24 protein-coding genes and 1 tRNA gene are annotated in these 23,603 nt (G+C 69.5%); 13 read left to right on the forward strand and 12 right to left on the reverse strand.

Annotated features, from left to right (window positions below; all coding sequences use genetic code 11):
• Positions 1-65: 65 nt before the first annotated feature.
• The 3 genes from hslU to CKCBHOJB_RS15790 are packed head-to-tail and all read right to left on the reverse strand — an operon-like array spanning position 66 to position 3,060.
• Positions 66-1,403, reverse strand: coding sequence for an ATP-dependent protease ATPase subunit HslU (gene hslU, locus CKCBHOJB_RS15780; RefSeq protein ID WP_281049616.1), 1,338 nt, complete (start codon positions 1,401-1,403; stop codon positions 66-68).
• 10 nt (positions 1,404-1,413) lie between these two features.
• Positions 1,414-1,950, reverse strand: coding sequence for an ATP-dependent protease subunit HslV (gene hslV / locus CKCBHOJB_RS15785; protein ID WP_281049617.1), 537 nt, complete (start codon positions 1,948-1,950; stop codon positions 1,414-1,416).
• Positions 1,951-1,992: 42 nt separating this feature from the next.
• Positions 1,993-3,060: an STAS domain-containing protein gene (locus tag CKCBHOJB_RS15790; RefSeq protein ID WP_281049618.1), complete on the reverse strand. Its 1,068-nt coding sequence runs from the start codon at positions 3,058-3,060 to the stop codon at positions 1,993-1,995.
• A gap of 289 nt (positions 3,061-3,349) precedes the next feature.
• Here CKCBHOJB_RS15790 and ybgC point away from each other — a divergent pair, with 289 nt between their 5' ends.
• The 12 genes from ybgC to infA all read left to right on the forward strand — a co-directional run bounded on the left by ybgC (position 3,350) and on the right by infA (position 11,963).
• Complete coding sequence (gene ybgC, locus CKCBHOJB_RS15795; RefSeq protein ID WP_281049619.1) at positions 3,350-3,808, forward strand: tol-pal system-associated acyl-CoA thioesterase; 459 nt, start codon at positions 3,350-3,352, stop codon at positions 3,806-3,808.
• Positions 3,805-4,473: a protein TolQ gene (tolQ, locus tag CKCBHOJB_RS15800; protein ID WP_281049620.1), complete on the forward strand. Its 669-nt coding sequence runs from the start codon at positions 3,805-3,807 to the stop codon at positions 4,471-4,473. Before ybgC ends, tolQ begins: the two co-directional genes overlap by 4 nt.
• A gap of 19 nt (positions 4,474-4,492) precedes the next feature.
• Positions 4,493-4,909 (forward strand): protein TolR, encoded by a 417-nt coding sequence (gene tolR, locus CKCBHOJB_RS15805; RefSeq protein ID WP_281049621.1) that lies wholly within the window; start codon positions 4,493-4,495, stop codon positions 4,907-4,909.
• Positions 4,906-5,832 carry an energy transducer TonB gene (locus CKCBHOJB_RS15810; RefSeq protein WP_281049622.1) on the forward strand — a complete coding sequence of 309 codons (927 nt, stop codon included), beginning with the start codon at positions 4,906-4,908 and terminating at the stop codon, positions 5,830-5,832. The genes tolR and CKCBHOJB_RS15810 overlap by 4 nt, the downstream gene beginning before the upstream one ends.
• Before the next feature lie 40 nt (positions 5,833-5,872).
• Positions 5,873-7,150, forward strand: a complete 1,278-nt coding sequence (gene tolB / locus CKCBHOJB_RS15815; protein ID WP_281049623.1) for a Tol-Pal system beta propeller repeat protein TolB — start codon at positions 5,873-5,875, stop codon at positions 7,148-7,150.
• 70 nt (positions 7,151-7,220) lie between these two features.
• A complete protein-coding gene (pal, locus tag CKCBHOJB_RS15820; RefSeq protein WP_281049624.1) occupies positions 7,221-7,733 on the forward strand; it encodes a peptidoglycan-associated lipoprotein Pal in 513 nt (170 codons plus the stop codon).
• 12 nt (positions 7,734-7,745) lie between these two features.
• Positions 7,746-8,486 (forward strand): tol-pal system protein YbgF, encoded by a 741-nt coding sequence (gene ybgF, locus CKCBHOJB_RS15825; RefSeq protein WP_281049625.1) that lies wholly within the window; start codon positions 7,746-7,748, stop codon positions 8,484-8,486.
• Between the two features lie 4 nt (positions 8,487-8,490).
• Positions 8,491-9,162: a 7-carboxy-7-deazaguanine synthase QueE gene (queE, locus tag CKCBHOJB_RS15830; RefSeq protein ID WP_281049626.1), complete on the forward strand. Its 672-nt coding sequence runs from the start codon at positions 8,491-8,493 to the stop codon at positions 9,160-9,162.
• Between the two features lie 76 nt (positions 9,163-9,238).
• Positions 9,239-9,931: a 7-cyano-7-deazaguanine synthase QueC gene (queC, locus tag CKCBHOJB_RS15835; RefSeq protein WP_281049627.1), complete on the forward strand. Its 693-nt coding sequence runs from the start codon at positions 9,239-9,241 to the stop codon at positions 9,929-9,931.
• 58 nt (positions 9,932-9,989) lie between these two features.
• A complete protein-coding gene (locus tag CKCBHOJB_RS15840) occupies positions 9,990-11,096 on the forward strand; it encodes a YeeE/YedE family protein (RefSeq protein ID WP_281049628.1) in 1,107 nt (368 codons plus the stop codon).
• 83 nt (positions 11,097-11,179) lie between these two features.
• Positions 11,180-11,255, forward strand: a tRNA-Lys gene (locus CKCBHOJB_RS15845).
• Positions 11,256-11,696: 441 nt separating this feature from the next.
• A complete protein-coding gene (gene infA / locus CKCBHOJB_RS15850; RefSeq protein WP_281049629.1) occupies positions 11,697-11,963 on the forward strand; it encodes a translation initiation factor IF-1 in 267 nt (88 codons plus the stop codon).
• Positions 11,964-12,006: 43 nt separating this feature from the next.
• Here the strand turns inward: infA and CKCBHOJB_RS15855 are convergent, their stop codons facing one another.
• Positions 12,007-14,616 (reverse strand): EAL domain-containing protein, encoded by a 2,610-nt coding sequence (locus CKCBHOJB_RS15855; RefSeq protein WP_281049630.1) that lies wholly within the window; start codon positions 14,614-14,616, stop codon positions 12,007-12,009.
• 167 nt (positions 14,617-14,783) lie between these two features.
• On the opposite strand from CKCBHOJB_RS15855, the gene CKCBHOJB_RS15860 reads away from it, so the two are divergent.
• Positions 14,784-15,671 (forward strand): dienelactone hydrolase family protein, encoded by an 888-nt coding sequence (locus tag CKCBHOJB_RS15860; protein WP_281049631.1) that lies wholly within the window; start codon positions 14,784-14,786, stop codon positions 15,669-15,671.
• A gap of 48 nt (positions 15,672-15,719) precedes the next feature.
• On the opposite strand, the gene CKCBHOJB_RS15865 is transcribed toward CKCBHOJB_RS15860, so the two are convergent.
• The 8 genes from CKCBHOJB_RS15865 to CKCBHOJB_RS15900 form a co-directional block, all read right to left on the reverse strand.
• On the reverse strand, positions 15,720-15,917 hold the full coding sequence (locus tag CKCBHOJB_RS15865) for a hypothetical protein (protein ID WP_281049632.1): 198 nt from the start codon (positions 15,915-15,917) through the stop codon (positions 15,720-15,722).
• Between the two features lie 66 nt (positions 15,918-15,983).
• Positions 15,984-16,571 (reverse strand): Gx transporter family protein, encoded by a 588-nt coding sequence (locus CKCBHOJB_RS15870; RefSeq protein WP_281049633.1) that lies wholly within the window; start codon positions 16,569-16,571, stop codon positions 15,984-15,986.
• Entirely contained in the window at positions 16,552-16,941 is a 390-nt protein-coding gene (locus CKCBHOJB_RS15875; protein ID WP_281049634.1) for a NusG domain II-containing protein, read from the reverse strand. The genes CKCBHOJB_RS15870 and CKCBHOJB_RS15875 overlap by 20 nt, the downstream gene beginning before the upstream one ends.
• Positions 16,938-17,834 (reverse strand): RNase adapter RapZ, encoded by an 897-nt coding sequence (gene rapZ / locus CKCBHOJB_RS15880; RefSeq protein WP_281049635.1) that lies wholly within the window; start codon positions 17,832-17,834, stop codon positions 16,938-16,940. The genes CKCBHOJB_RS15875 and rapZ overlap by 4 nt, the downstream gene beginning before the upstream one ends.
• Before the next feature lie 90 nt (positions 17,835-17,924).
• The gene (locus tag CKCBHOJB_RS15885; protein ID WP_281049636.1) at positions 17,925-19,379 is read right to left on the reverse strand and encodes an alanine/glycine:cation symporter family protein; all 1,455 of its coding nucleotides are present in this window, start codon (positions 19,377-19,379) and stop codon (positions 17,925-17,927) included.
• Positions 19,380-19,474: 95 nt separating this feature from the next.
• Positions 19,475-21,664, reverse strand: coding sequence for a cytochrome c biogenesis protein CcsA (gene ccsA, locus CKCBHOJB_RS15890; protein ID WP_281049637.1), 2,190 nt, complete (start codon positions 21,662-21,664; stop codon positions 19,475-19,477).
• Between the two features lies 1 nt (position 21,665).
• Positions 21,666-22,679, reverse strand: a complete 1,014-nt coding sequence (locus tag CKCBHOJB_RS15895) for a U32 family peptidase (protein WP_281049638.1) — start codon at positions 22,677-22,679, stop codon at positions 21,666-21,668.
• Positions 22,676-23,542 carry a hypothetical protein gene (locus CKCBHOJB_RS15900; protein WP_281049639.1) on the reverse strand — a complete coding sequence of 289 codons (867 nt, stop codon included), beginning with the start codon at positions 23,540-23,542 and terminating at the stop codon, positions 22,676-22,678. The genes CKCBHOJB_RS15895 and CKCBHOJB_RS15900 overlap by 4 nt, the downstream gene beginning before the upstream one ends.
• Positions 23,543-23,603: the final 61 nt, after the last annotated feature.

Here is a 23,603-nt window from a genome sequence, read left to right on the forward strand (position 1 = left end):
CGCGGCGAGAGCAGCCGTCTTCGCCGATGGGAGCGGGCTTGCCCGCGAACAGGACTGCGGCAGGATCAAAGCACGTAACGCGCCAGATCCTCGCGCTGCGCCAGCATGTCGAGGCGCGAATCGACGTAGGCGGCGTCGACCACCACGGTCTGCGTCGCGCTGCTGCGGCCGGCCGCGAAGGACACCTCCTCGAGCAGTTTCTCCATCACCGTGTACAGGCGGCGGGCACCGATGTTCTCGGTCTTCTCGTTGACCTGGTAGGCGATCTCGGCGAGGCGACGGATGCCGTCGGCGGTGAATTCGAGCTTCACGCCATCGGTGGCGAGCAGGGCCTCGTACTGGCGGGTCAGGCAGGCGTCGGTACTGGTCAGGATGCGTGCGAAGTCCTCCACCGACAGCGACTCGAGCTCGACGCGGATCGGAAAGCGGCCCTGCAGCTCGGGAATGAGATCGGACGGCTTGGACAGGTGGAAGGCACCACTGGCGATGAACAGGATGTGATCGGTCTTGATCATGCCGTACTTGGTGGAGATCGTCGTGCCCTCGACCAGCGGCAGCAGGTCGCGCTGCACGCCCTGGCGGGACACGTCGGCGCCGCCCACGTCGCTGCGCGCGGCGATCTTGTCCACCTCGTCGAGGAACACGATGCCGTTCTGCTCGACCGCACGCACGGCTTCGAGCTTGACCTCCTCGTCGTTGATCAGGCGCACAGCCTCCTCGTCGGCGAGCAGCTTCAGCGCCTCGCGGATCTGCAGCTTGCGCTGCTTCTTCTTGCCACCGCCGAGGTTCTGGAACATGCCCTGGATCTGCTGGGTCAGTTCCTCCATCCCCGGCGGGGCGAAGATCTCGGCCTGCATCGACGGCGCGGCGACCTCGATCTCGATCTCCTTGTCGTCGAGCTCGCCCTCGCGCAGCTTCTTGCGGAATTTCTGCCGGGTGGCGGAATCCTGCGCCGGCTCGGGTTCGGCGTTGAAGCCCACCGGCCGCGCCGGCGGCAGCAGGGCGTCGAGCACACGGTCCTCGGCGGCGTCGAGCGCACGGTCGCGCACCGACTTCATCGCGCGCTCGCGGCCGTCCTTGATCGCGATCTCCATCAGGTCGCGGATGATGGTGTCCACGTCGCGGCCGACATAGCCGACCTCGGTGAACTTGGTCGCCTCGATCTTGATGAAGGGCGCGTTGGCCAGGCGCGCCAGGCGGCGCGCGATCTCGGTCTTGCCGACGCCGGTGGGGCCGATCATCAGGATGTTCTTGGGCGTGATCTCGCTGCGCAGCGGCTCCTCGACCTGGGCGCGGCGCCAGCGGTTGCGCAGCGCGATCGCGACCGCCTTCTTGGCCTTGTCCTGGCCGACGATGTGCTTGTCGAGTTCGGAGACGATCTCCGGCGGGGTCATCTGGGTCATGCGTTCGGCCTCAGTCCAGCACTTCGATGGTGTGGTGGTGATTGGTGTAGATGCACAGGTCGCCGGCGATGCCGAGCGCCTTGGACACGATGTCCCTGGGCTCGAGCTCGGTGTTCTCGAGCAGCGCACGCGCCGCGGCCTGGGCATAGGCGCCGCCACTGCCGATGGCGACGATGCCCTGCTCGGGCTCGAGCACGTCGCCGTTGCCGGTGATCACCAGCGAGTGTTCGCGGTCGGCCACCGCCAGCATGGCCTCCAGCCGGCGCAGCATGCGGTCGGTGCGCCAGTCCTTGGCGAGCTCGACCGCGCTGCGCAGCAGGTTGCCCTGGTGCTTGTCGAGCTTGGCCTCGAAGCGCTCGAACAGGGTGAAGGCGTCGGCCGTGCCGCCGGCGAAACCGGCGAGGATCTGGCCGTTGTACAGCGTGCGCACCTTGCGCGCCGAGGCCTTGATGACGATGTTGCCCAGGGTGACCTGGCCGTCCCCGCCGAGGGCGACGCGGTTGCCGCGCCGCACCGACAGGATGGTGGTGCCGCGATATTGTTCCATTGCTCTTCTCCGCCCGCGGCCGCGCCGGGGCTGATCGATTGTTCAGGGACGCAGGGTGACGTGGGCGACCTGGTCCACGCTCATGACGCGCAGCAGGCCCGCCACCATGGCGTTGACGTTGACGAAGCTCACGAGTTTACCCTGAGCCTGCAAGGTGACGAGAATGTTGAACAGGGTGCCGGCGCAGACGAAGTCGATCCGCCGCAGGCGGGCGCAGTCGATGCGCAGCTCGCGGCGGTCCGCAGCGAAGGCGGCGAGGCGCTTCAAGGTCTCGTTGCCCGCGCCGGTCAGCTCGCCCTCGAACACGAACCCGTCCGCATCGGCCTGCGCCACCGGGACGGCCGCTGCGGCCACGCAGGCCGGCGGCAGGCCGACGCGACACTCCCAGGACGGCGGCGACTCCTCGAAGGTCACCGCGTAGTCGACCGCGAGATCCTCGAAACGCGCCTGATCGCCCGCATACTGCAAGAGTTCGAGCAGCATCAGCCAGGTGTCGCGCTCCTCGGCACGTCCCGGCACCAGTCGCCCGGCGAGCACCTCGGCGAGCGCCTGCACGTTGAGCAGGGCGACGCCGATCCGCTCCGCCGCGAGCTCGGCGAGCAGCCGGCGCCAGACGCCGCAGCCGGCGTCGTCCACCCCGCGCACCTTGCCGACGTCGATGCGCACGCCGCCGCTGCGCCGGGCGATGGCGGCGATCTGCTCGAACTGTTTCGCAGCCGCGGCGGACAATTGCCCGTTGAGATTGACCAGGGGAGGCAGGGCCGATTTCGCCCTGCCCGCCTCCGGCGACAGATCCTCCCAGGGCGGCGGCGAACGCTCGAAGCGCCTGGCGTAGTCGAGCACCCGGGCCTCGAAGCGCTGCCGATGGCCACCCAGGCGGTACAGGTCCAGCAGCATCAGCCAGGCGCTCTCGCCCACCGTGCCGCCCTCGGTCGGCACCGCCGCCTCGAGCAGGGCGAGCGCCTCGCCGTCGTTGCCATTGGCGTACAGCACCGCGGCCTCCTCGAAGGCCGCGCCGATGCCGGCGCCGCATTCCTGGACCTCGACCTGGCCGGCCTCGTGCGCCAGTCCCCTATCGTGGTCCGACCCAGTGAAATCCAGCCCCGACAACTCCGTCGGCGGCGGCCCGTCACCTGCAGCCGCACGCTCTTCAGGCGCTGCCGCGGGCCTGGGCGGAGCAGACTTCCTGCCGAAGAAAGGGAGCGCCACGTTCCTGTTCCCGCGTATCCGGCGCGCCGCACGAACCAGCCCGGGGCACGGGCCCCGGGGGCGACGCCGGGAAGAATAACATTTCGATAAAACTGCTTTTGCGACAAGCGCTAAGCGGCGATCGTGAAAGCAGTCATCACCATTTGCAACAGACGTGCACCGAGCCTGAATGCTCGGCTAGAATGTTGCGATGCAACCGAGAATCGAGCGCAACAATGCCCGTGCATGCGACATGCCGGCATCGTCGCAACCATTCGTCCTGCCGGCCCGAGTCTATTACGAAGATACCGACGCCGGGGGAGTGGTTTACTACGCAAACTACCTCAAATTCTGCGAGCGTGCGCGTACCGAGTGGCTCAGGACGCTCGGCGTGAGCCAGCAGGCGCTGCTCGAGGAGCAGGGACTGGGTTTCGTCGTGCGTTCGCTCGAGGCCGATTATCTCGCCTCGGCACGCCTCGACGACGCGCTCGAGGTCGTGACCCGCGTTGCCATGCTGCGCCGCGCCAGCATCCTGTTCGAGCAGCAGGTCATGCGCGGCCAAGAACGAATATTCACCGTCCGGGTCCTCCTTGCCAGCGTCGACCTGCGCCGGCAGAAACCCGTCGCCATTCCGGCTTCACTGCACGCCCTCCTCGAAAGCACAGCATGACCGTCACCCACGACCTCTCCATCCTCAGCCTGATCTCCCAGGCGAGCGTCCTCGTCCAGCTCGTCATGGCCCTGCTGGCCACCCTGTCGCTCGTCTCGTGGTACTGGATCTTCCGCAAGTCCTTCCAGATCCGCCAGGCGCGCACCGAGACCGACAACTTCGAGCGCGACTTCTGGAGCGGCGGCGACCTCAACACGCTGTACGAATCCGCCAGCCGCCACCAGGCCGAGGGCATGGAGCGCATCTTCGAGGCCGGCTACCGCGAGTTCACCAAGTTGCGCGCCAAGGGCCACGACCACGGCGCCACGCTCGACGGCGCCCGCCGCGCGATGCGCGCGACGCACCAGCGCGAGATCGACGACCTCGAAGCCCACCTCGCCTTCCTCGCCTCGGTCGGCTCGGTGTCGCCCTACATCGGCCTGCTCGGCACCGTGTGGGGGATCATGAACTCCTTCCGCGGCCTGTCCAGCGTCGGCGCCGCCACCCTCGCCCAGGTCGCGCCCGGCATCGCCGAGGCCCTGGTCGCCACCGCGATCGGCCTGTTCGCAGCAATCCCGGCGGTCGTCGCCTACAACCGCTTCGCGCACGACATCGACCGCCTCGGCATCCGCTTCGAGAGCTTCATGGAAGAGTTCTCCAACATCCTGCAGCGCAACCTGCGCTGACGCGGACGGAGACCGACCGATGCGCCAACGCCGTCTCATGAACCAGATCAACGTCGTGCCCTACATCGACGTGATGCTGGTGCTGCTGGTGATCTTCATGGTCACCGCGCCGATGATCCAGCAGGGCACCATCAACATCCCGTCCGCGGGCGCCGGCACTCCGCCGCCGCAGGCGGAGGCGATCTTCATCGAGGTCAAGGCCGACGGCGCGCTCGCCCTGCGCCCGAGCACCAGCGGCAGCCCCCGTGCGATCCGCAAGGACCAGCTCGGCATCGCGCTGCAGGACGCGCTCGCCAAGAATCCCGAGCAGGCCTTCCTGGTCGCGGCCGACAGCAAGCTGGACTACCAGAAGGTCATCGACGTGCTCGAAGTCGCACGCGGCGCGGGCGTGCGCAAGATCAGCCTCGTCACCCAGAGCGCGACGACCCAGAAATGAGGGCACGCGCAGCACAGCCCCGCCGCGAGGCGCCGGGCAAGTGGCAATCCCTGGGTCTGACCGTCGCGGTCCACCTGGGGCTTTTCCTGTTCCTGTTCTTCGGGATTCGCTGGCAGAGTCCGCCGCCCGCGGCGCTGGAGGTGGGCCTGGCCGCCGTGCCCGCGCGCTCGGGCGCCCCCGTCGCACGTCCGCAACCCGCGCCGACGCCGCCAAAGCCGGAGCCGCAACCCGAACCCAAGCCCGAGCCGAAACCGGAGCCCAAGCCCGAACCCAAGCCTGAGCCCAAAGCGGAGCCGCCCAAGCCGGCGCCCGCCCCGGTACCCAAGCCCGAGATCGCCACCAAGGCCCCCGAGAAGAAACCGGAGCCGCCGAAGCCCGCGCCCAAGCCGGAGCCGAAACCGGAGCCCAAGCCCGAGCCGAAACCGCAGCCCAAACCCGAACCGAAGCCGGAACCCAAACCCCAGCCCAAGCCAGAGCCCAAGCCGCAGCCGAAACCCGAACCCAAGCCGGTTCCGGATCCGACCGCGCAGCGTCTGGAACAGGAACTCCAGCGCGCGGAACAGGCACGCCTGGCCAGCCTGATGCAGCAGGAAGGCGCGCGTGCGGCCGCCCAGGGTGCGGCGCGCCAGGGCGCCCCCGGCGGGGACATCGACAAGTACCGCGCGGCGATCGCCGCCAAGGTGCGCGGCAACCTGCTGCGTCCGCCCGGCCTCACCGGCAACCCGGAGGCGATCTTCGAGGTCGACCAGCTGCCCAGCGGCGAGGTGCTCAACGTCCGCCTCAAGCGCTCGTCGGGCGTGCCGGCGCTGGACGAGGCGATCGAGCGTGCGATCCGACGCTCGAGCCCGCTGCCGCTGCCGGAAAACCGCAACCAGTTCCAGCGCACGCTGGAACTGAAATTCCGTCCGCTGGCGGACGAGTGAGTCCGTCATGTCTATAATCCGCGGCTGGAGAAAATCCCGCATGATCAAGAGCCTCTACACCTTCCGCCTCTTTCTCGCCGGCCTGCTCGCCAGCCTGGCGCTGAGCGCGCACGCCCAGCTGTCGATCGAGATCACCGGCGCGGGCGCCTCGCGCTTCCCGGTCATCATCCCGATCTTCGAGAACGAGGGTCGCCTGCCGCAGAGCGTGACCGACGTCGTGCGCGCCGATCTCGAGCGCAGCGGCCTGTTCACGCTGATCGACACCGGCCCGCTGCCGATGCCCGAGTCGGTGATGCCGGATCTTGCCGGCGTGCGCGCCCGCGGTGCCGACGCGGTGCTGACCGGCAGCCTGATCCCGATGGGCGACGGTCGCTACGAGGCGCGCTTCCGCCTGTTCGACGCGCAGAAGCAGCAGGAGCTCGGCGCCATGGCGCTGCCGATGAGCCCGGCGCAGAACCGCCTGGTCGGCCACCGCATCGCCGACTTCGTGTACGAGAAGCTCACCGGCCTGCCCGGCTACTTCGCCACCCGCGTCGCCTACGTGATCAAGTCCGGCACGAACTTCGAGCTCCAGGTCGCCGACGCCGACGGCATGAACGCCGCCACCGCGCTGCGCTCGCGCGAGCCGATCATCTCGCCGGCGTGGTCGCCCGACGGCCAGCGCCTCGCCTACGTGTCCTTCGAGCAGAAGAAGCCGATCATCTACGTGCACACGCTGGCCACCGGCCAGCGCCGCGTGGTGGCCAACTTCAAGGGCTCGAACTCGGCCCCGGCGTGGTCGCCCGACGGCAGCCAGCTCGCGGTCGTGCTGACCAAGGACGGCCTGTCCCAGCTCTACGTGGTCGGCGCCGACGGCTCCGGCGTGCGCCGCCTGGCCCAGTCCTCCGGCATCGACACCGAGCCCTTCTGGGGCGCGGACGGCCGCATCTACTTCACCTCCGATCGCGGCGGCAGTCCGCAGATCTATCGCATTCCTGCCAGTGGCGGCGGCGCCGAGCGCGTGACCTACGACGGCAACTACAACGTTTCGCCGCGACTCTCGTTCGACGGCAAGCTGCTCGCCTTCATCACCCGCAATGCCGGCCGCTTCCAGGTCGCCGTGCAGGACCTGGCCACGCGGCAGACCACCATCCTCACCGATTCGGCACGCGACGAATCGCCCAGCTTCGCCCCCAACGGCCGCATGATCCTCTACGCCACCGACAGCGGTGGCCGCGGCGTGCTGTCGGCGGTGTCGACGGACGGGCGCATCCGCCAGCGGCTGACGGTGCAGGCCGCCGATGTCCGCGAACCCGCCTGGGGTCCGCAGATCCGGTAATCCAAGAAGCGGCACCCAAGCCGCACATTCCTTTCTGCTGTCTTTCAACACAAGTACTGGAGCAATACCCATGAAGAAACTCGTCCTCCCGGCCCTGCTGGCCCTGACCCTGGCTGCCTGCTCGAGCACCGGCCCCGAAACCGCCGGCACCTCGGTCGAGGACCGTGGCGCGGGCGTCGCCACCGTGACCGCCGGCAGCGCCAGCGGCAGCGGCATCGCGGCCCTGACCGACCCGAACAACATCCTGTCGAAGCGCAGCGTGTTCTTCGACTTCGACAGCTTCGTCATCAAGCCCGAAGCCCGTCCGCTGATCGAAGCCCACGCCCGCTTCCTGGTGCAGAACCCGCAGATGAAGATGCTCGTCCAGGGCAACACCGACGAGCGCGGCAGCCGCGAGTACAACCTGGCGCTGGGCCAGAAGCGTGCCGACGTCGTCAAGCAGGCCCTGATGCTGCTGGGCGCCAAGGAAGCGCAGATCGAGTCCGTCAGCCTGGGCGAAGAGAAGCCGCGCTGCGACGACCGTACCGAGACCTGCTACGCCGAGAACCGTCGCGGCGACATGCTGTACTCGGGCGAGTTCTAAGAGAGTTCCGTCATGAAACGCCTTCTGCCGCTCGCCGCAGTGTTTGCCCTCGCCCCGGCCGCGCCGGTGCACGCCCAGCTGTTCGGGGGTGATACCGAGGCCCGCAACCAGATCATCCAGCTCCGGCAGGATGTCCAGGGCCAGATCGAGACCACCAGCCGCGGCCAGCTCGAGCTCGCCATGCAGAACGAACAGATGCGTGCCGAAGTGGCCCGCCTGCGTGGCCAGATCGAGCTGCTGATGAACGAGGTGGAAACGCTCAAGCAGCGGCAGAAGGATTTCTACGTCGATCTGGACGCGCGTCTGCGCCAGATCGAGACCGGCGGCAGCGCCGCGGCCCCGGCGAACGGGACCGCGGCGCCGGCCGGCGGCGCCGATCCGGCAGCCGAGTCGGCCGACTACGAGGCCGCACTGACCCTGCTCAAGAACGGCAAGAGCAAGGAGGCGCTCGCCGCCTTCGACAGCTTCACCAAACGCTACCCTGCCGGCAACTTCACCGCCGGCGCCCACTTCTGGGCGGGCAATGCCGCAATGCAGGCCAAGGACGTCGCCAGCGCCGGCCGCCACTTCAAGACCGTGCTCGACAAGTGGCCGAACGAGAACGTCGCACCCGACGCCATGCTCGGCCTCGCCAACAGCCAGCAGGCCATGGGCGACGCCACCGGTGCGCGCAACACGCTGAAGTCGCTGACCGAACGCTACCCGCAGAGCAACGCCGCACAGGTCGCCCGCCAGCGCCTGGCCACGCGCTGAGGCCATGCCGGGCGTGGATACCGGGACGGCCGCGGCCGTCCGCCTTCGCATCACCGAAATCTTCGCCTCGGTGCAGGGCGAGTCGAGCCGGGTGGGCCTGCCCACGGTCTTCGTCCGCCTCACCGGCTGCCCGCTGCGCTGCACCTGGTGCGACACCGCCTACGCCTTCACCGGCGGCAGCCAGCGCACGCTCGACGACATCCTCGCCGAAGTCGCCCGCCACGGCCTGCGCCACGTGTGCGTGACCGGCGGCGAGCCGCTCGCGCAGAAGGGCTGCCTGGCACTGCTCGGTGCGCTGTGCGACGCCGGCTACGACGTCTCGCTCGAGACCAGCGGCGCACTCGACATCGCCGAAGTCGATCCACGCGTGGCGCGCATCATGGACCTCAAGGCCCCCGGCTCGGGCGAGGTCGCGAAGAACCGCTACGAGAACATCCCGCTGCTGCGCGCCCACGACGAAGTGAAGATCGTGCTCGCCGACGCCGCGGACTACGATTGGGCGAAGCAGCAGCTCGCCGAGCACCGCATCGCCGAACGCTGCAGCGTGCTGCTGTCGCCGGTCGCCGGCGCACTGGACCCGGCCGCGCTGGCCGAATGGATCGTGCGCGACCGCCTGCCGGTGCGCTTCCAGCTCCAGCTCCACAAGATCCTGTGGAACGACGCGCGCGGGCGCTAGCCTTGCGCGCGCAGCACCCGACGCCGAGCCCCGCCCGCCCGCGCCGGCCCGGCCTCCCCCGATGGATACTGCCGACATGAACACCCCACCCCGCGCCGTCGTCCTCCTTTCCGGCGGCCTCGACTCCGCCACCTGTCTCGCGATCGCCCGCGACATGGGCTTCGAAACCTACGCGCTGTCGGTCGCCTACGGCCAGCGCCACGCCGCCGAGCTCGACGCGTCCACCCGCGTCGCCGCGGCCCTGGGGGCGAAGGAGCACCGCACCGCCAGCGTCAATCTCGGCCAGTTCGGCGGCTCCGCGCTCACCGACCCCGGCATCGCGGTGCCGATGGACGAGGACGCGGGCGGCATCCCGGTCACCTACGTGCCGGCGCGCAACACCGTGATGCTGTCGATCGCGCTGGCCTGGGCCGAGGTGCTGGGCGCCAACGACATCTTCGTCGGCGTCAATGCGGTCGACTACTCCGGCTATCCCGACTGCCGACCCGCGTTCATCGCGGCCTTCGAGCACATGGCCAACCTGGCCACCAAGGCCGGCGTCGAGGGCGCCCGGCTGCGCATCCACGCGCCGCTGATCGACCTCTCCAAGGCCGACATCATTCGCCGCGGCGTGGCGCTCGGCGTGGACTACGGCATCACCGTCACCTGCTACCAGGCCGACGACGCCGGCCGCGCCTGCGGCCGCTGCGAGGCCTGCCGCCTGCGCGCCGCCGGCTTCGCCGCCGCCGGCGTGCCCGACCCCACGCCTTACCAGCCGCAATCCGCCTGAGGGCCGGTCCGGCCTTTCCGGTTAAACTTCCGCCTCCCGCAGCTTTCCGGTCCGCATCATGGAACAAACCCTGGTCTCCGCCTCGACCATCGTCTGGCTCGCCTTCACCATCGGCGCCGTGTTCGGCGTGGTCGCCCACCGCACCAACTTCTGCACCATGGGCGCGGTGTCCGACATCGTGAACATGGGCGACTGGAGCCGCATGCGGATGTGGGCGCTCGCGATCGCGGTCGCCATCCTCGGCACCGGCGCGCTGCAGTGGCTGGGGCTTCTCGACGTGTCCAAGACGCTGTACACCGGCAGCCGCCTGACCTGGCTGGGGCACCTGCTCGGCGGCGCGTGCTTCGGCGTCGGCATGACGCTGGCCTCGGGCTGCGGCAGCAAGACCCTGATCCGCATCGGCGGCGGCAACCTGAAGTCGATCGTGGTCTTCGTATTCCTCGCCATCGGCGCCTCCATGACGATCCGCGGGCTGTTCGGCGTATGGCGGGTCAATCTGATCGAGCCCTTCTCCACCCAACTGCCGCATGGCCAGGACATCCCCGCCTTCCTCGCCGCCGCCGGGCTCGAGCCCACGACCGCGCTGCTGCTCGTCAGCGCGGTGATCGGCGGTGGCCTGCTGCTGTGGTCGCTGGCGAGCCGCGAGGCCTGGCGCGCCGACGTGCTGCTCGGCGGCATCGTGGTGGGCGCCACCGTGGTCGCCGGCTGGTACGTCTCCGGGCACATCGGCTACGTCGCCGAGCACCCCGAGACCCTGGAGGAAGCGTTCATCGCAACCAACAGCGGCCGCGCCGAATCGCTGACCTTCGTCGCCCCGCTCGCGTACACGCTCGAGCTGCTGCTGCTGTGGAGCGACACCAGCCGCGTCGTCACCTTCGGCATCGCCAGTGCGCTGGGCGTCATCGCCGGCGCCGCCGCGCATGCGCTGCTCACCCGCGGCTTCCGCATCGAGGGCTTCCGTGACTCGGGCGATCTCGTTCGCCACATGGTCGGCGGCCTGCTGATGGGCTTCGGCGGCGTCACCGCGCTCGGCTGCACCATCGGCCAGGGCATCACCGGACTGTCGACGCTGGCAGTCGGCTCGGTGCTGACCACGGCCGCCATCATCGCCGGCTCGGCGGTCACGCTGAAGATCCAGTACTGGTTGCTGATGCGCGAAGCCTGAAGCGCTGCGCGGCGCCGGCATTTTCTGCGGTTGCGCGCTTGACGCATTTCGGCACGGGAATTTATAATTCGGCCTCGTTTTTCGGGTCGTTAGCTCAGCTGGTAGAGCAGCGGACTTTTAATCCGTTGGTCGCAGGTTCGAATCCCGCACGGCCTACCAAGAAAACAGGAAAATGCCTCGGCTTCGGTCGAGGCATTTTCTTTTCCGCTGCCGGCAAGGCTTTGCAACATGTTCGCGGCTGCCGCGCATGGACCGGGGGCGGGTTTTCCGGTATAGTTTCCGTTGAAATTTTTCCCGGATCGGAATGTACGCGTTTAATCCGGGACGCGGCAGATACTGCGCCGCACACCACCCTTTCCGGCAGCGATCCCGAGCGCCTCGCGTACGCTCCACTTTCTCGCCTTCGCTGCCCGTGCCCTGCGTCTCGTCGCAGGCATGCCACCGCAACAGCCCCGCCGGCCCGCCAGCCACGTGCCGATTCCATCCGTTCCATGCTGCGCCACCGCACGGCATGGCTGACGATCAGGCTTGCCACGGCGGAGCGAGCCTTCCCGGCGCCGCACACAGGTCGGCGCCGGCACCACGACAAGGAGCCCGAACATGGCCAAGGAAGAACTCATCGAGATGCACGGATCCGTCACCGAGGTGCTGCCGGATGGCCGCTACCGCGTGACGCTGGACAACGGTCACAACCTGATCGCCTACTCGGGCGGCAAGATGCGCAAGCACCACATCCGCATCATCGCCGGCGACAACGTCTCGCTGGAAATGTCGCCCTACGACCTGAGCAAGGGTCGGATCACCTTCCGTCACCTCCCCGGCCGTCCCGCCGGCGCTGCCTCCGCGCCGCCCCCGCGCCGCCGCTGATCCCCGCGGCCGCTTGCGGCGGCCGGCGGCTCGCGCCGCCCCGTCAGCCGCCGTCCCCCCTGCCGAAGCACGGCAGGCGGGCAAAATCCGCGGCCTCCACCGGGCGGCTGAACAGGTAGCCCTGGTAGGCGCTGCACCCGAGTGCGCGCAGGATGTCGAGCTGCGCCTCGGTTTCCACCCCTTCCGCAGTGGTCGTGAACCCCAGGCTGCGCGCCATGGCGATCGTCGCGGTGACGATCGCACGATCGCTCTCCTCTGCGGCGATGCCGCGCACGAAGCTCTGGTCGACCTTCAGCTTGCCGATCGGGAAGCGCTTCAGGTAGGCCAGCGAGGAATAACCCGTCCCGAAGTCGTCCACCGCCAGCGCCACCCCGAGCGCGCGCAGCATGTGCAGGGTCTGCACGGCCTGCTCCACGTCGTCCATCAGCGCCGACTCGGTGATCTCCAGTTCCAGCCGATGGGCCGGCAGACCCGTTTCGCGCAGCACGTCGGCGACCAGGGTGACCAGGCTGCGCTCATGGAACTGGCGCACCGACAGGTTGACCGAGACCGCCCCGAACTCCAGCCCCGCATCCAGCCAGGCACGCGCCTGACGGCAAGCCTCACGCAGGACCCAGGCACCGATCGGCACGATCAGCCCGGTTTCCTCGGCCAGGGGAATGAAGCGGTCGGGCCGCACGAGCGCCTCGCCGGGCGGCTGCCAGCGCAGCAGCGCCTCGGCTCCGATCGGGCCGCCCTCCAGGCTGACCAGCGGCTGGTAGTGGATCAGCAGCTCGCCGCGCTCGAGCGCACGGCGTAAACCCATCTCCATCTGCATGTGCTCGCTGACCGCCGCGGTCAGCGCGCTCGAATAGAAGCAGAAGCTGTCGCGGCCGCGCGCCTTCGCCTGATAAAGCGCCGCGTCCGCATGCTGGATGAGCCCGGTCGCGGTGTCGCCGTCATCCGGAAACAGGCTCACGCCGATGCTGGCGCTGACGATGACCTCCTGGCCGTCGGCGACGCAGAACGGTTCCTGCACCAGTCGGGTGAGCTTGCTCGCAACGCTGGCCGCGGCATCCGCGGACTCGAGATCCTCGATGACGACCAGGAACTCGTCGCCGCCCAGGCGCGCCAGCGTGTCCTCGTCGCGCAGGCCATCGCGCAGGCGGGTGGCGACCGCCTGGATGAGCGCATCCCCCGCCGGATGCCCGAGGCTGTCGTTGACGTTCTTGAAGCGATCGAGATCGACGAACAGTACACCCACCCTGCTGCGATGGCGGCGCGCCTGATCGATCGCATGCTCGAGGCGCGACTGCACCAGCAGGCGGTTGGGCAGGTCGGTGAGCGGATCGTAGTGGGTCAGGTGTTCGAGCTGCTGCTCGGAGCGCTTGAGCTGGGTGAGGTCGGTGAACACGCCAACGTAGTGGCTGGGCTCGCCGGTTTCGTCGCGCACCGTGCTGAGCGTGAGCCATTGCGGATACACCTCGCCGTTCGCGCGCCGGTTCCATACCTCGCCCTGCCAGTAACCGAGCTGCTTCAGCCCGGCCCACATCGCCTGATAGAAGGCGCGATCATGGCGCCCCGAACGCAGCAGGCTGGGATTGAGGCCGATCACCTCGTCGGCGCGGTAGCCGGTGATTTCCGTATATGCCGGATTGACCGCCACGATGCGCGGCTCGAGGGTGGTGATCACCACTCCGTCGCGCGTGCTCTCGAATACCGCCGACGACTGCCGCAGCGCCGCCTCGGCACGCACCTTCTGCACCGCCAGTGCAGTGATGCGGGCAAACTCCTCCACTAGGTCGATCTCGTCCTGATCGGGTTTGTGGGGCGTGTCGTGATAGCTGGCGAAGGTGCCGAGCACCTGCCCGCCGGGATCCTTGAACGGCACCGACCAGCACGCACGCACGCCGGCGCGCGCAGCCACGTCATGGAAGCCGTTCCACAGGGAGTCGTTCGCGATGTCCTCCACGATCACGCGCTCGCCACTCAGCGCAGCGGTACCGCATGCCCCCCGCCCTTCGCCGATCGCCAGTCCGTCGACCGCGGCATTGTAGAAATCCGGCAGGCGCGGCGCCGCACCGACATGCAGCCGTGCGCGGTGGGCATCGAGCAGCAGGATCGACACCCGCATCTCCGGCATCAGGTCCTCGAGGCTGCGCGCGACCGTGTCGAGGATCGCCGGAAGCGGCTGGCTGGCGACCACGCCGTCGAGCACCGCGGCACGCGCGGAACGCAGCTGCTCGGCCCGCCTCGTCGCGGTGATGTCGGTCCACGCCCCCGCCACCTCGAGCGCTTCATCCGCCCGCCGCGGCACCAACCTCAGTTCGTCACGCACCCAGATCATCCGTCCGTCGCGGCAGCGGAAGCGGTACTCGTGGCTCAACGCGCCTTCGTCGATCACGCGGGCGGAACGGGCGAGGACTTCGTCGCGCATGGCCGGATCGAGGTTGGCGACCCACCAGCCGGGCGCGAGCACGTCGGCGGCGGAGTGGCCGGTCAGGCGCTCGATGTTGTCGCTGACCCAGGTCGGCACCAGCGTGTCGCCCTCCATCCGCAGGCCGTACAGCACGGTGGAGCCGGTCGCGAGCAGGCGCTCGAGACGCTCGGAGGTCATGCGCAACTGGATGCGCTCATGGTCGATCAGGGCCCGGCGCAGGACCTTCTGCAGCATCAACAACCCAACTCGGGAACATTAGGAGCCGGTATGTTACTTTTCCAGCGGGCGATTCGGAACGTCTTGACATAAATGGTTGTCGTTGACGGATCTTTCGTGCAGAGACCACGCTCCGGCCCGCAGCGCATTCATGGAATCGGAACCACACAGAGGAGACACCAACGATGAAGACGATGGACCCCGAAACCGATCGCCCGCAGTTCGACAGCCTGCTTCCCGCCGCCCGCCTCGATCGCCGCGGCTTCGTCACCACCCTTGCCGCCGCCGGCTTCGCGCTCGCCGTGCAACCGGTGCAGGCCAGCACCACGATCAGCACCGACGCCACCGGGCTGAGCACCGGCGAAGCCGGCATCGCGGTCGAGGGCGGCACGCTGCCGGTCTATTTCGCGCGCCCGGCGGGCGGGTCCAAGCTGCCGGTGGTGCTGGTGGTGCAGGAAATCTTCGGCGTCCACGAGCACATCCGCGATGTCTGTCGTCGCCTCGCCCATCAGGGCTATCTGGCGATCGCCCCCGAGCTCTTCTTCCGCCAGGGCGACCCGCGCACGATCGAGAACGTCGCCGAGATCCTTCAGTCCATCGTCGCCAAGGTGCCGGACGCCCAGGTCATGGCCGACCTCGACGCCTGCGCCGCATGGGCGGTAGTGGCCCAGAGTGGCGATCCGGACTGGCTCGCCATCACCGGCTTCTGCTGGGGCGGCCGCATCACCTGGCTGTACGCGGCGCACAACCCCAGGCTCAGGAGCGGCGTGGCCTGGTACGGCCGCGTCGACGGCGCGCCGTCCGACAACACGCCCAGGCATCCGATCGATGTCGCCGACGCGCTGCACGCCCCGGTGCTGGGCCTCTACGGCGGACAGGACCAAGGCATTCCGCTGACCGACGTCGAGATGATGAACGAGGCGCTCGCGAAAGCCGGCAGCAGGAGCACGATCCACGTCTATCCCGACGCACCGCACGCCTTCCACGCCGATTACCGCCCGAGCTACCGCAAGGCCGAGGCCGAGGACGGCTGGAAGCGCATGCTGGAGTGGTTCGCCCGCCAGCGCGGCTGAGCACGACCTGCGGCCCCGCGTAGCGCTCGGGGCCGTGAGCCCGGCACGTCAGTCGATCGTTCTCGGATCCGGGCGCACGGTCTCGCCATCGCATGGGCGCAGCGCGTGGGGGTCCGCAGCCTCAGGCGCGGACACGACCGCGCTGCCGGCAGCCTGCACCAGCCCGGTACCCGCAACCCAGCCGAAGATCAGACCGAAGACGATCGCCAGTACGGCGCTCAGCCATTTCCACCAGCTTCCGCGCATGTCTCCTCCGTGCGTCGCGCAGGCCGTATGGCCGCCTGCAGTGCCCGGTTGGACGACGACGGGCGGTCAGCGTTCCGGAGAATCCCGTGCGGGCGCGGACTGCTCGGCCGGCGCCACCGTGTGCCGGTCGCCGCGCGCCGGGGAAAGCTCGGCCAGCAGGCGCGCCGCGACCAGCCCGTTCACCAGGCCGAACACCACCGCGGCGAGCGCGAACACCGGCAGCAGGTAGAACACCCCGTCGTGCGGCACCAGCCACAGCCGCGCCACCACCAGCTGCGCGCCGATGTGCGCGAACGCGGCCAGGATGCTGTGGCTGACCGGACCGAACCAGCGCCGCGGCAGGTGCATCGCCAGCCCGAGCACGAGCAGGCTCGCGAGCGCGCCCGACAGGCTCAGGAAGAAGCCCGGCGCCAGGAACTGGCCGAGCAGCAGGCTGCCGGCGAGCACGCGCAGCAGCGACACCCACACCGCCTCGCGCCAGCCCCAGCGCGCGAGCACGACCAGGGTGACGATGTTCGCCAGCCCGGGCTTGACCCCCGGCAGCGGCAGCGGGATCGCGGCCTCGGCCACGGTCAGCACGATCGCCGCCGCGGCATGGCGGGCGATGCGCCGGTCCTCGGCCGTGGGCCGCAGTTCAATAGTTGAGGGAGTCATAATCCGCGGCGCGGCCGGTGAGGCTCAGGCTGACTTCGTTGGGTGCGCAGATCGCCACCGCGCCGGCCTGTGTCAGCCAGCCCTGGCGCACGCAGTACTGGCGCGGGCCGGGATCGGAGGCGACGCGCGCCCGCCCGGGGCGGATCTCGATCACGGTGACGCCGAGCGGGCCGGGCACCTCGATCAGGCGCTCGCGGCTCAGATCGACCTCGGCCACCACGCGGCCGCCGGCACGCACCACCGCGCCGTCGGGCGCCCCGCCCCGCCACAGGGCCACGACCGCATACACGCACACCGTCAGGCCGGCGACGACGAGCAGGACGTCACCCGGCCGCAGCAGCGCCCGCCACCGTGCTGCATCGAAGCTCACTGCGTGCTTCCGTTCCCCGCATCGTGGCTGCCCGCGGCGCGGTCGGCCGCACGCCGCGCCGCCGAACGATGGCGCACGAGGACGTCGAGCTGGTCGCGGAACTGCCCCGCCAGCCACTCGGCCAGATATACCGAGCGGTGCTGGCCGCCGGTGCAGCCGATCGCCACCGTCAGGTAGCTGCGGTTGTCGCGCAGGTAGGCCGGCAGCCAGTTGGCCACGAACTGGCGGATGTCCTGCGCCATGCGCCCGACCTCGGGAATCTTCTCCAGGAACTCGATCACCGGCTGGTCGCGCCCGGTCAGCGGGCGCAGCTTCAGGTCGTAGTGCGGATTGGGCAGACAGCGCACGTCGAACACCAGGTCGGCGTCGAGCGGGATTCCGTACTTGAAGCCGAAGGACTCGAACATCAATGTCATGCCTTCGGTCGAAGGCATCTGGATGAAATCCTTGACCCAGGCCCGCAGCGTGTTCGGGTGCAGCTCGCTGGTATCGATGCGATGGCCGAGCTCGGCGATGCTCTCGAGCGCGTCGCGCTCGCGATGGATCGCCTCCTCCAGACTGACGTCGTCGATGGCGAGCGGATGGCGGCGGCGGGTCTCGGAGAAGCGCGCGATCAGCGCATCGTCGCGCGCCTCGAGGAAGATGAAGCGCAGATCGCGGACGCTGGCACGCAACGCCTCGACCTGCTGCGGCAGGACCGCGATGCTGACGCCGGAGCGCATGTCCACCGCCACCGCCACCCGCCGCCAGCCGGCCGCGCGCAGGTGGTCGACCAGCTGCGGCAGCAGCGCGGCGGGAAGGTTGTCCACCACGTAGTAGCCGGCGTCCTCCAGCACGTTGAGCGCGATGCTCTTGCCCGAGCCCGACAGGCCGCTGATGAGTACGATCTGCATGGGTCCTTCGAATGTAAAAAGCCCGCCGACACTATAACCCAGCGTCGGCGGGCGGGTCCTGCACGCGGGACTTGCTGCCCGCGGATGCGATCAGGCGCCGCGCTTGCGCTTGTCGGCGACCTTCTCCCACAGCTGGGCGTTCTCGATCCCGAGCGGGCGCGGATCGAACTCGGGCTCGGCGCGGCCGCGTGCCTGCTGCGCCTCGTAGTCCTTGAGCGCCACCAGCGCCGGCTTCTGCAGCACCAGGATGGCGACGATGTTGAGCCAGGCCATCAGACCGACGCCGATGTCGCCCAGGCCCCAGGCCAGGTCGCTGGTGCGCACGCAGCCGTACAACGCGGACGCGATCAGGGCCACGCGCAGCACGAAGATCAACGACTCGGAACGCAGGTTGCGGGTCAGGTAGGCGAGGTTGGTCTCGGCAATGTAGTAGTAGGCGAGCACCGTGGTGAAGGCGAAGAAGAACAGCGCGACCGCCACGAACATCGAGCCGAAGCCGGGCAGCACCTGCTCCATCGCAGCCTGGGTGAAGCCGGTGCCCGCAGCGATGTTGGCGAGGCCGGTGAACACCTGCTGGCCGTCCGCGCCGGTCACGTTGTAGGTCCCGGTGATCAGCACCATGAACGCGGTCGCCGAGCACACGAAGAGCGTATCCACATACACCGAGAACGCCTGCACCAGGCCCTGCGCGGCCGGGTGCGGCACTTCGGCGGCGGCGGCGGCGTGCGGGCCGGTACCCTGGCCCGCCTCGTTCGAATACACCCCGCGCTTGACGCCCCACTGGATGGCCAGGCCGATCATCGCGCCGAAACCGGCGTCGAGGCCGAAAGCGGAGGACAGGATCAGGCTGATGACCTCGGGCACCTTCTCGACGTTGAGCGCCACCACCACGGCCGCGGCCAGGATGTAGCCGAGCGCCATGAAGGGCACGACCACCTGGGTGACCTGGGCGATGCGGCGCACGCCACCGAAGATGATCAGGCCGAGCAGGATCACGATCAGGGTGCCGGTCACCGCCGGCGCCACGCCGAAGGCGTTCTCCATGCTGGCCGCGATGCTGTTGGTCTGCACCCCCGGCAGCAGCAGGCCGCAGGCGAACACCGTCACCACGGCGAACACGATCGCGTACACGCGCCAGCCCAGGCCCTTCTCGATGTAGTAGGCGGGGCCGCCGCGGTACAGCCCGTGGTGCTCGGTCTTGTAGATCTGGCCGAGCGCCGACTCGATGTAGGCGGTCGCGGCGCCGAGGAAGGCCACCATCCACATCCAGAAGATGGCGCCGGGACCGCCGAAGCCGATCGCGGTGGCGACGCCGGCGATGTTACCGGTGCCCACACGCCCCGACAGCGCGATGGTCAGCGCCTGGAAGGACGACACGCCCGCGGCCGAGCTCTTGCCGCGGAACATGGCGCGCACCATCTCGCCCATGTGGCGCACCTGCATGAAACGGGTGCGGATCGAGAAATACAGGCCTACCAGCAGGCAAAGGTAGACGAGTGCTGGGCTCCATACCCAGCCGTTGATCCAATCGACGGTCTCTTGCATGAGGGGACATCCGGAAAAATGAGGCGCTGATTGTATCCGCTTGTTGCGGATCGCTGAGCGGATGCGACGTTCGGAAAAACCCGGACACGCACGTGTCACTGCATCGAGGGATGACTCTTTCGGAGCGTCTTGCGCGAGCCCACCAGGGCCAGCCACGCACTGCCGAACAGGACCAGGAGCAGCCCGCTCCACAACAGGGAAATGAAGGGGAAGACCTTCACCACCACGATCACCGCGCCGCCGGCGCGCCCGTCGATCGCCTCGACCACCGCGGCAGGCGCCACCCAGAACTGCACTGCGCGCATCCAGCCCTGGTCGATCAAGGGTTGCAGCAGATATCCGGGCGTGCCGACGTGGCGCGCATAGCGATAGTCCAGCAGCTCGCACACCTGGCGCAGTGGCCCGTCGAAGCGCTCGGACGGCGCCCGCGCATCCCGGTACAGGGTCTGGCCGTCCAGCCTTTCCCCCGTCGGCCCGCGCACCTCGATCGTGGTCAGCGCCTGCACCGCGGCCGGCGCAGCGCTGGCCCCGTCGAGCGCGGGCCCGATGCGGATGTCCGCGAGCCGGAACGCGTAGCCATGGCGATCCTTCGCCCACGCGCTCGGCCCGCCGTCGAAGACGATCTCGTGCTGCGTGTAGCTGTTGAGCGCGGTCGCCAGCAATCCGCCCCACAAGGCGAGGGCGACACCGGCATGGATCGCCGCCAGCGGGACCACCGTCGCCACCGCCTTGCGGCCCTGCCGATGCAGGACCTGAACCGCCCAGGCAAGGCCGCCGAGCGCGAGATAGGCACCACCGACCAGGCTGGCGTCGAGCCACGGCAGCACGGCCACGATCTGCTGCGACAGGATGCCGGCTCCCGTGTACTGCCGCGTCACTGCACCGCCCCACAGCGCGTTGGCTCCCATTGCCAGCAGGACCAGCAGCAGGGTTCCGCGCCCGGCCGCCACCGAGATCCGGCGGAAGAAGTACCAGCCGCCCACCAGCCCGAATCCGGCCAGCGGCAGCAGTAGAAGACGCGCGAGCACGTAGCCGTCCACGTCCCACTGCTCGAAGGCTGCGCGCAGGGCCGCGAGCTCGCCGCCGGTGGTGAGGTTGCCCAGCATGGCGAGGAAGGGCTTGTATTCCTCCGGACGGGGCAGATGGAGCACGCCCGCGCCGAAGGCGAACAGCAACTGCCCGGCGGCGACCGCAGCGGCCCCCACGAAGCACAGTTGAGCCAGCCACAGCCCCGAGGGCAGGCGCCAGCCCGTGGGTGAGGCCGCCTTTCCCGCCCGCCGCCCCGCGATCGCGCATGCGACGCCCGCCAGCAGCAGCACGCCAGCGAGCACGAGGTGGGCGATCCAGGAGTCGGCGCCCACGTAGCGATGCGAGCTCGCGAGCACCGGATTGCGCGTCACCGCCATCACCAGCGGCACCGCCGCGGCTGCGAGCACGCCGGCCCACGGCATCGTCCGCCAGTGCGGGCGCCCCACGCCCCAGCCCGCCACCCCGTGGAGGTGGGCGCCGAGCACGCACCACAGGCAGAACACCGCGGTCTGCACCGGATCCCAGTGCCAGACCTGGCCGTACATCGCATCCTCGAACGCCCACAGCATGCCGAAACCGATGCCGGCGGTGAGCACCAGCCAGGCCCGGCGCGCATGCGCACGGGCGAGCACCGGCCACGGTGCCGGCACCCCGCGCAAGGCGTCGAGAGCGGGCGCGGCGAGTGCCAGCGTCCACGCATAGGCGGCCAGCACCAGCGGCGCATGGAACAGCATCCACGGCTTCATCAGGTGGGCGTTCATGCCTTGCGACGGCGCCTGCGCCAGCCACCCGGCCGGTGTCGCGGCGAAGGGCGTCAGCCACAATGCGGTGAACGCGACCCAGGCGGCGATCGCGGCCGCGACCGAATGGCGGCCCCGATCGCCGCCGGCGCGCGCCCTGCCAGCGGCAAGACCGAGGCAGCAGGCAGCGAGCATCAAGGTCGTGCCCTCGTCGCCCCCCCACACGTTGGCGATCTTCAGGTGCAGCGGCAACTCGGCGCTGCTGTACAGCCACACGTAGCGCACCCCGAAACCGTCGGCGGCGAAATGCCAGCCCAGGGCCAGCACACAGGCCCATGCCAGGGCCGCCGCGAGCGCGAGCGCGGCGGCCCGCCCAACCGCCCGGAACGCCGCATGCACGGTGAGTCCCAGCGCCACCGCGAGGAGCGACTGCCCCGCCGCCGGCCACATCGCCACCAGCGGCACGGCCAGCGCCACGACCGCTACCGGCGCCACCCCACGCGGCACGGCCCGCATCTCAGCGCGCCTCCGCCCGCAACACCTCGGGGTAATAGCACATGTAACCGGTGGCGCAATGCGCTTCCGAAGGCCGCAGCTTCATGGCGAATTCACGGACATCGGCGTCGTCCTCACCGCAGCGCACGCGATCCAGCACGGATCTGACCATGCGCACGCTCGCCAGCTTGCGCGCGGTGGGCGCCTCGCGCCCGGCGATCTTGATCGCCGCCACCCGCCCGCGCCGCAGCGCGGGCACGGCACACAAGCCGCAAGGTCCGTAGGGCAGGCCTTCGGGCGTGGTGCTGAAGCCGCAGGAGAAGCGGTACCACAGCCAGCGCTCGTACTCGGCGTCGTTCTCCTGCAGACGCGCCGCCAGCCGCGGCGACACGTCGCTGCCGTCGCGACGGCGGTAACGGTATTCGAAGCGATCGAGGCAGATCGGCCCGCCGAGCTGGCCCGGCAGGTGGATGGTGTGGCAGGCGCCTTCCTCGAAGATGCAGCCGTCGTTGAGCACGAAGGCCTCGATCTCGATGTCGGGCACCTCGGCGGCGATGCTGGCGGCCTCGGCCAGGGTGACGTCGCGCGGCAGGATCAGGCGTTGCGCGCCGAGCTCGCGGCACAGCCGTGCCGCCCCCGCGTTGCGACAGGTCGCCACCGAGCTGACGTGCATGCGCAGCGCCGGAAAGCGCGTCGACAGCGCATGGAGCAGGCCGAGGTCGCTGATGATCAGCGCATCGCCGCCCAGCGCCGCGAAACGCCCGGCGATTTCCTCCGCGGCACCGATCTGGGCGGCGGAATAGTGCTGGGCGTTGAGCACCAGCGACACGGTTGCCTCATGCGCATGAGCGATGTCGATCGCGCTCGCCAGGTCCTCGTAGCGCGTCAGGTTGCCCGAGGGGCGGCGATTGGCATTGATCGCATGGAAGCGCCCCAGCCAGTCGGGCGGCACCAGGCCGCAGTAGAACTCGTTCGCGCCCGCCTGCGCCAGCGGCTCGATCTCGGCGACGCGCGATACCGGGGCAACGATCCTCATAGCGGCGCTCCCGGCACGACCAGGCGGGCGACACGCTTGCCGTCGACCGCCTGCCTCAGGCTGTGCGCCATCGCCGCCGAATGGCGGCTGAACAAGGTGTTGCCCAACTGCACACTGGCCCCCGCATCGGCCCGCCCGGGACGCGAGGCCAGCGCCGAGAAGCGCAGGCATTCCTTCTGGCAGCGGCGGCCGACGGCGAATCGCTCCGGCCCCTTCACCGCGAGCGAGCCCGCCCGACACATGCGGCCCTTGGCCACATAGACGTAGGGCAGGTGCACCGCGGTGGGCAAGGGCAGGTCGGCGAACGCCGCGTCGTCGGCGAACAGCGGCACATCGATCTCCAGGCTCCGGATGCCCAGGCGTGCGAACAGGCCGCGCATCGTCGGCGCCGCGAGGCCATGGCCGCAACGGCCGGCCCAGCCCGCATCGAGCCGCGGATCCTTGGTCATGCGGCACAGCACCCGCCCGGCCACCGGACGCAAGTCCGGGAAACGGCTCGCCAGCTCGTGCGCGACGCCCCAGTCATTGACCACCACCTCGCTGCCGGCCGGCAGCATGGTCAGCAGGGCGTCGAGTCGCGCAAGGACCTCGGGCGAGGCCACCGGGCTCAGCAGGACCAGACGCAGGCCGGCGCTCTCCGCCTGGCGCAGGGCCTCGCGCAAGGCCCGCGTGGACGGCAGCAGGTGTTCGCAGAACTCGCTGCCGAAATACAGATGGGTGGGCTGCAGCGGCGCCAGCCAGGCCGCCAGCTCGGCATCGCCATGGATGCGCTGCCAGTGGCGTGCGCGCTCCGCGGGCGCGGCCGCGATCCAGGTCAGATCGAGCGCATGGCAGGCTGCCACCGCCAGTTCGGGGGCATTCATTCCCTTTCCTCCTCGCGGCCGCCGGGGCCGCGGGCCGGTGGCCCGCGGAACCCGCCCTGCG

The sequence above is a fragment of the Thauera sp. GDN1 genome (assembly GCF_029223545.1).
Taxonomy (GTDB): Bacteria; Pseudomonadota; Gammaproteobacteria; order Burkholderiales; family Rhodocyclaceae; genus Thauera.

Bases quoted from the DNA above. Each gene is read 5' to 3' on its own strand.
- CKCBHOJB_RS15840 (WP_281049628.1), top strand. From the start codon at position 9,990: ATGGAACAAACCCTGGTCTCCGCCTCGACCATCGTCTGGCTCGCCTTC.
- queC (WP_281049627.1), top strand. From the start codon at position 9,239: ATGAACACCCCACCCCGCGCCGTCGTCCTCCTTTCCGGCGGCCTCGAC.
- CKCBHOJB_RS15855 (WP_281049630.1), bottom strand. From the start codon at position 14,616: ATGCTGCAGAAGGTCCTGCGCCGGGCCCTGATCGACCATGAGCGCATC.
- ccsA (WP_281049637.1), bottom strand. From the start codon at position 21,664: ATGCGGGCCGTGCCGCGTGGGGTGGCGCCGGTAGCGGTCGTGGCGCTG.
- tolQ (WP_281049620.1), top strand. From the start codon at position 3,805: ATGACCGTCACCCACGACCTCTCCATCCTCAGCCTGATCTCCCAGGCG.
- rapZ (WP_281049635.1), bottom strand. From the start codon at position 17,834: ATGCAGATCGTACTCATCAGCGGCCTGTCGGGCTCGGGCAAGAGCATC.
- ybgC (WP_281049619.1), top strand. From the start codon at position 3,350: ATGCAACCGAGAATCGAGCGCAACAATGCCCGTGCATGCGACATGCCG.
- hslV (WP_281049617.1), bottom strand. From the start codon at position 1,950: ATGGAACAATATCGCGGCACCACCATCCTGTCGGTGCGGCGCGGCAAC.
- infA (WP_281049629.1), top strand. From the start codon at position 11,697: ATGGCCAAGGAAGAACTCATCGAGATGCACGGATCCGTCACCGAGGTG.
- CKCBHOJB_RS15895 (WP_281049638.1), bottom strand. From the start codon at position 22,679: ATGAGGATCGTTGCCCCGGTATCGCGCGTCGCCGAGATCGAGCCGCTG.
- tolB (WP_281049623.1), top strand. From the start codon at position 5,873: ATGATCAAGAGCCTCTACACCTTCCGCCTCTTTCTCGCCGGCCTGCTC.
- queE (WP_281049626.1), top strand. From the start codon at position 8,491: ATGCCGGGCGTGGATACCGGGACGGCCGCGGCCGTCCGCCTTCGCATC.
- CKCBHOJB_RS15870 (WP_281049633.1), bottom strand. From the start codon at position 16,571: ATGACTCCCTCAACTATTGAACTGCGGCCCACGGCCGAGGACCGGCGC.
- CKCBHOJB_RS15885 (WP_281049636.1), bottom strand. From the start codon at position 19,379: ATGCAAGAGACCGTCGATTGGATCAACGGCTGGGTATGGAGCCCAGCA.
- ybgF (WP_281049625.1), top strand. From the start codon at position 7,746: ATGAAACGCCTTCTGCCGCTCGCCGCAGTGTTTGCCCTCGCCCCGGCC.
- CKCBHOJB_RS15810 (WP_281049622.1), top strand. From the start codon at position 4,906: ATGAGGGCACGCGCAGCACAGCCCCGCCGCGAGGCGCCGGGCAAGTGG.
- CKCBHOJB_RS15860 (WP_281049631.1), top strand. From the start codon at position 14,784: ATGAAGACGATGGACCCCGAAACCGATCGCCCGCAGTTCGACAGCCTG.
- CKCBHOJB_RS15900 (WP_281049639.1), bottom strand. From the start codon at position 23,542: ATGAATGCCCCCGAACTGGCGGTGGCAGCCTGCCATGCGCTCGATCTG.
- pal (WP_281049624.1), top strand. From the start codon at position 7,221: ATGAAGAAACTCGTCCTCCCGGCCCTGCTGGCCCTGACCCTGGCTGCC.
- tolR (WP_281049621.1), top strand. From the start codon at position 4,493: ATGCGCCAACGCCGTCTCATGAACCAGATCAACGTCGTGCCCTACATC.
- CKCBHOJB_RS15865 (WP_281049632.1), bottom strand. From the start codon at position 15,917: ATGCGCGGAAGCTGGTGGAAATGGCTGAGCGCCGTACTGGCGATCGTC.
- hslU (WP_281049616.1), bottom strand. From the start codon at position 1,403: ATGACCCAGATGACCCCGCCGGAGATCGTCTCCGAACTCGACAAGCAC.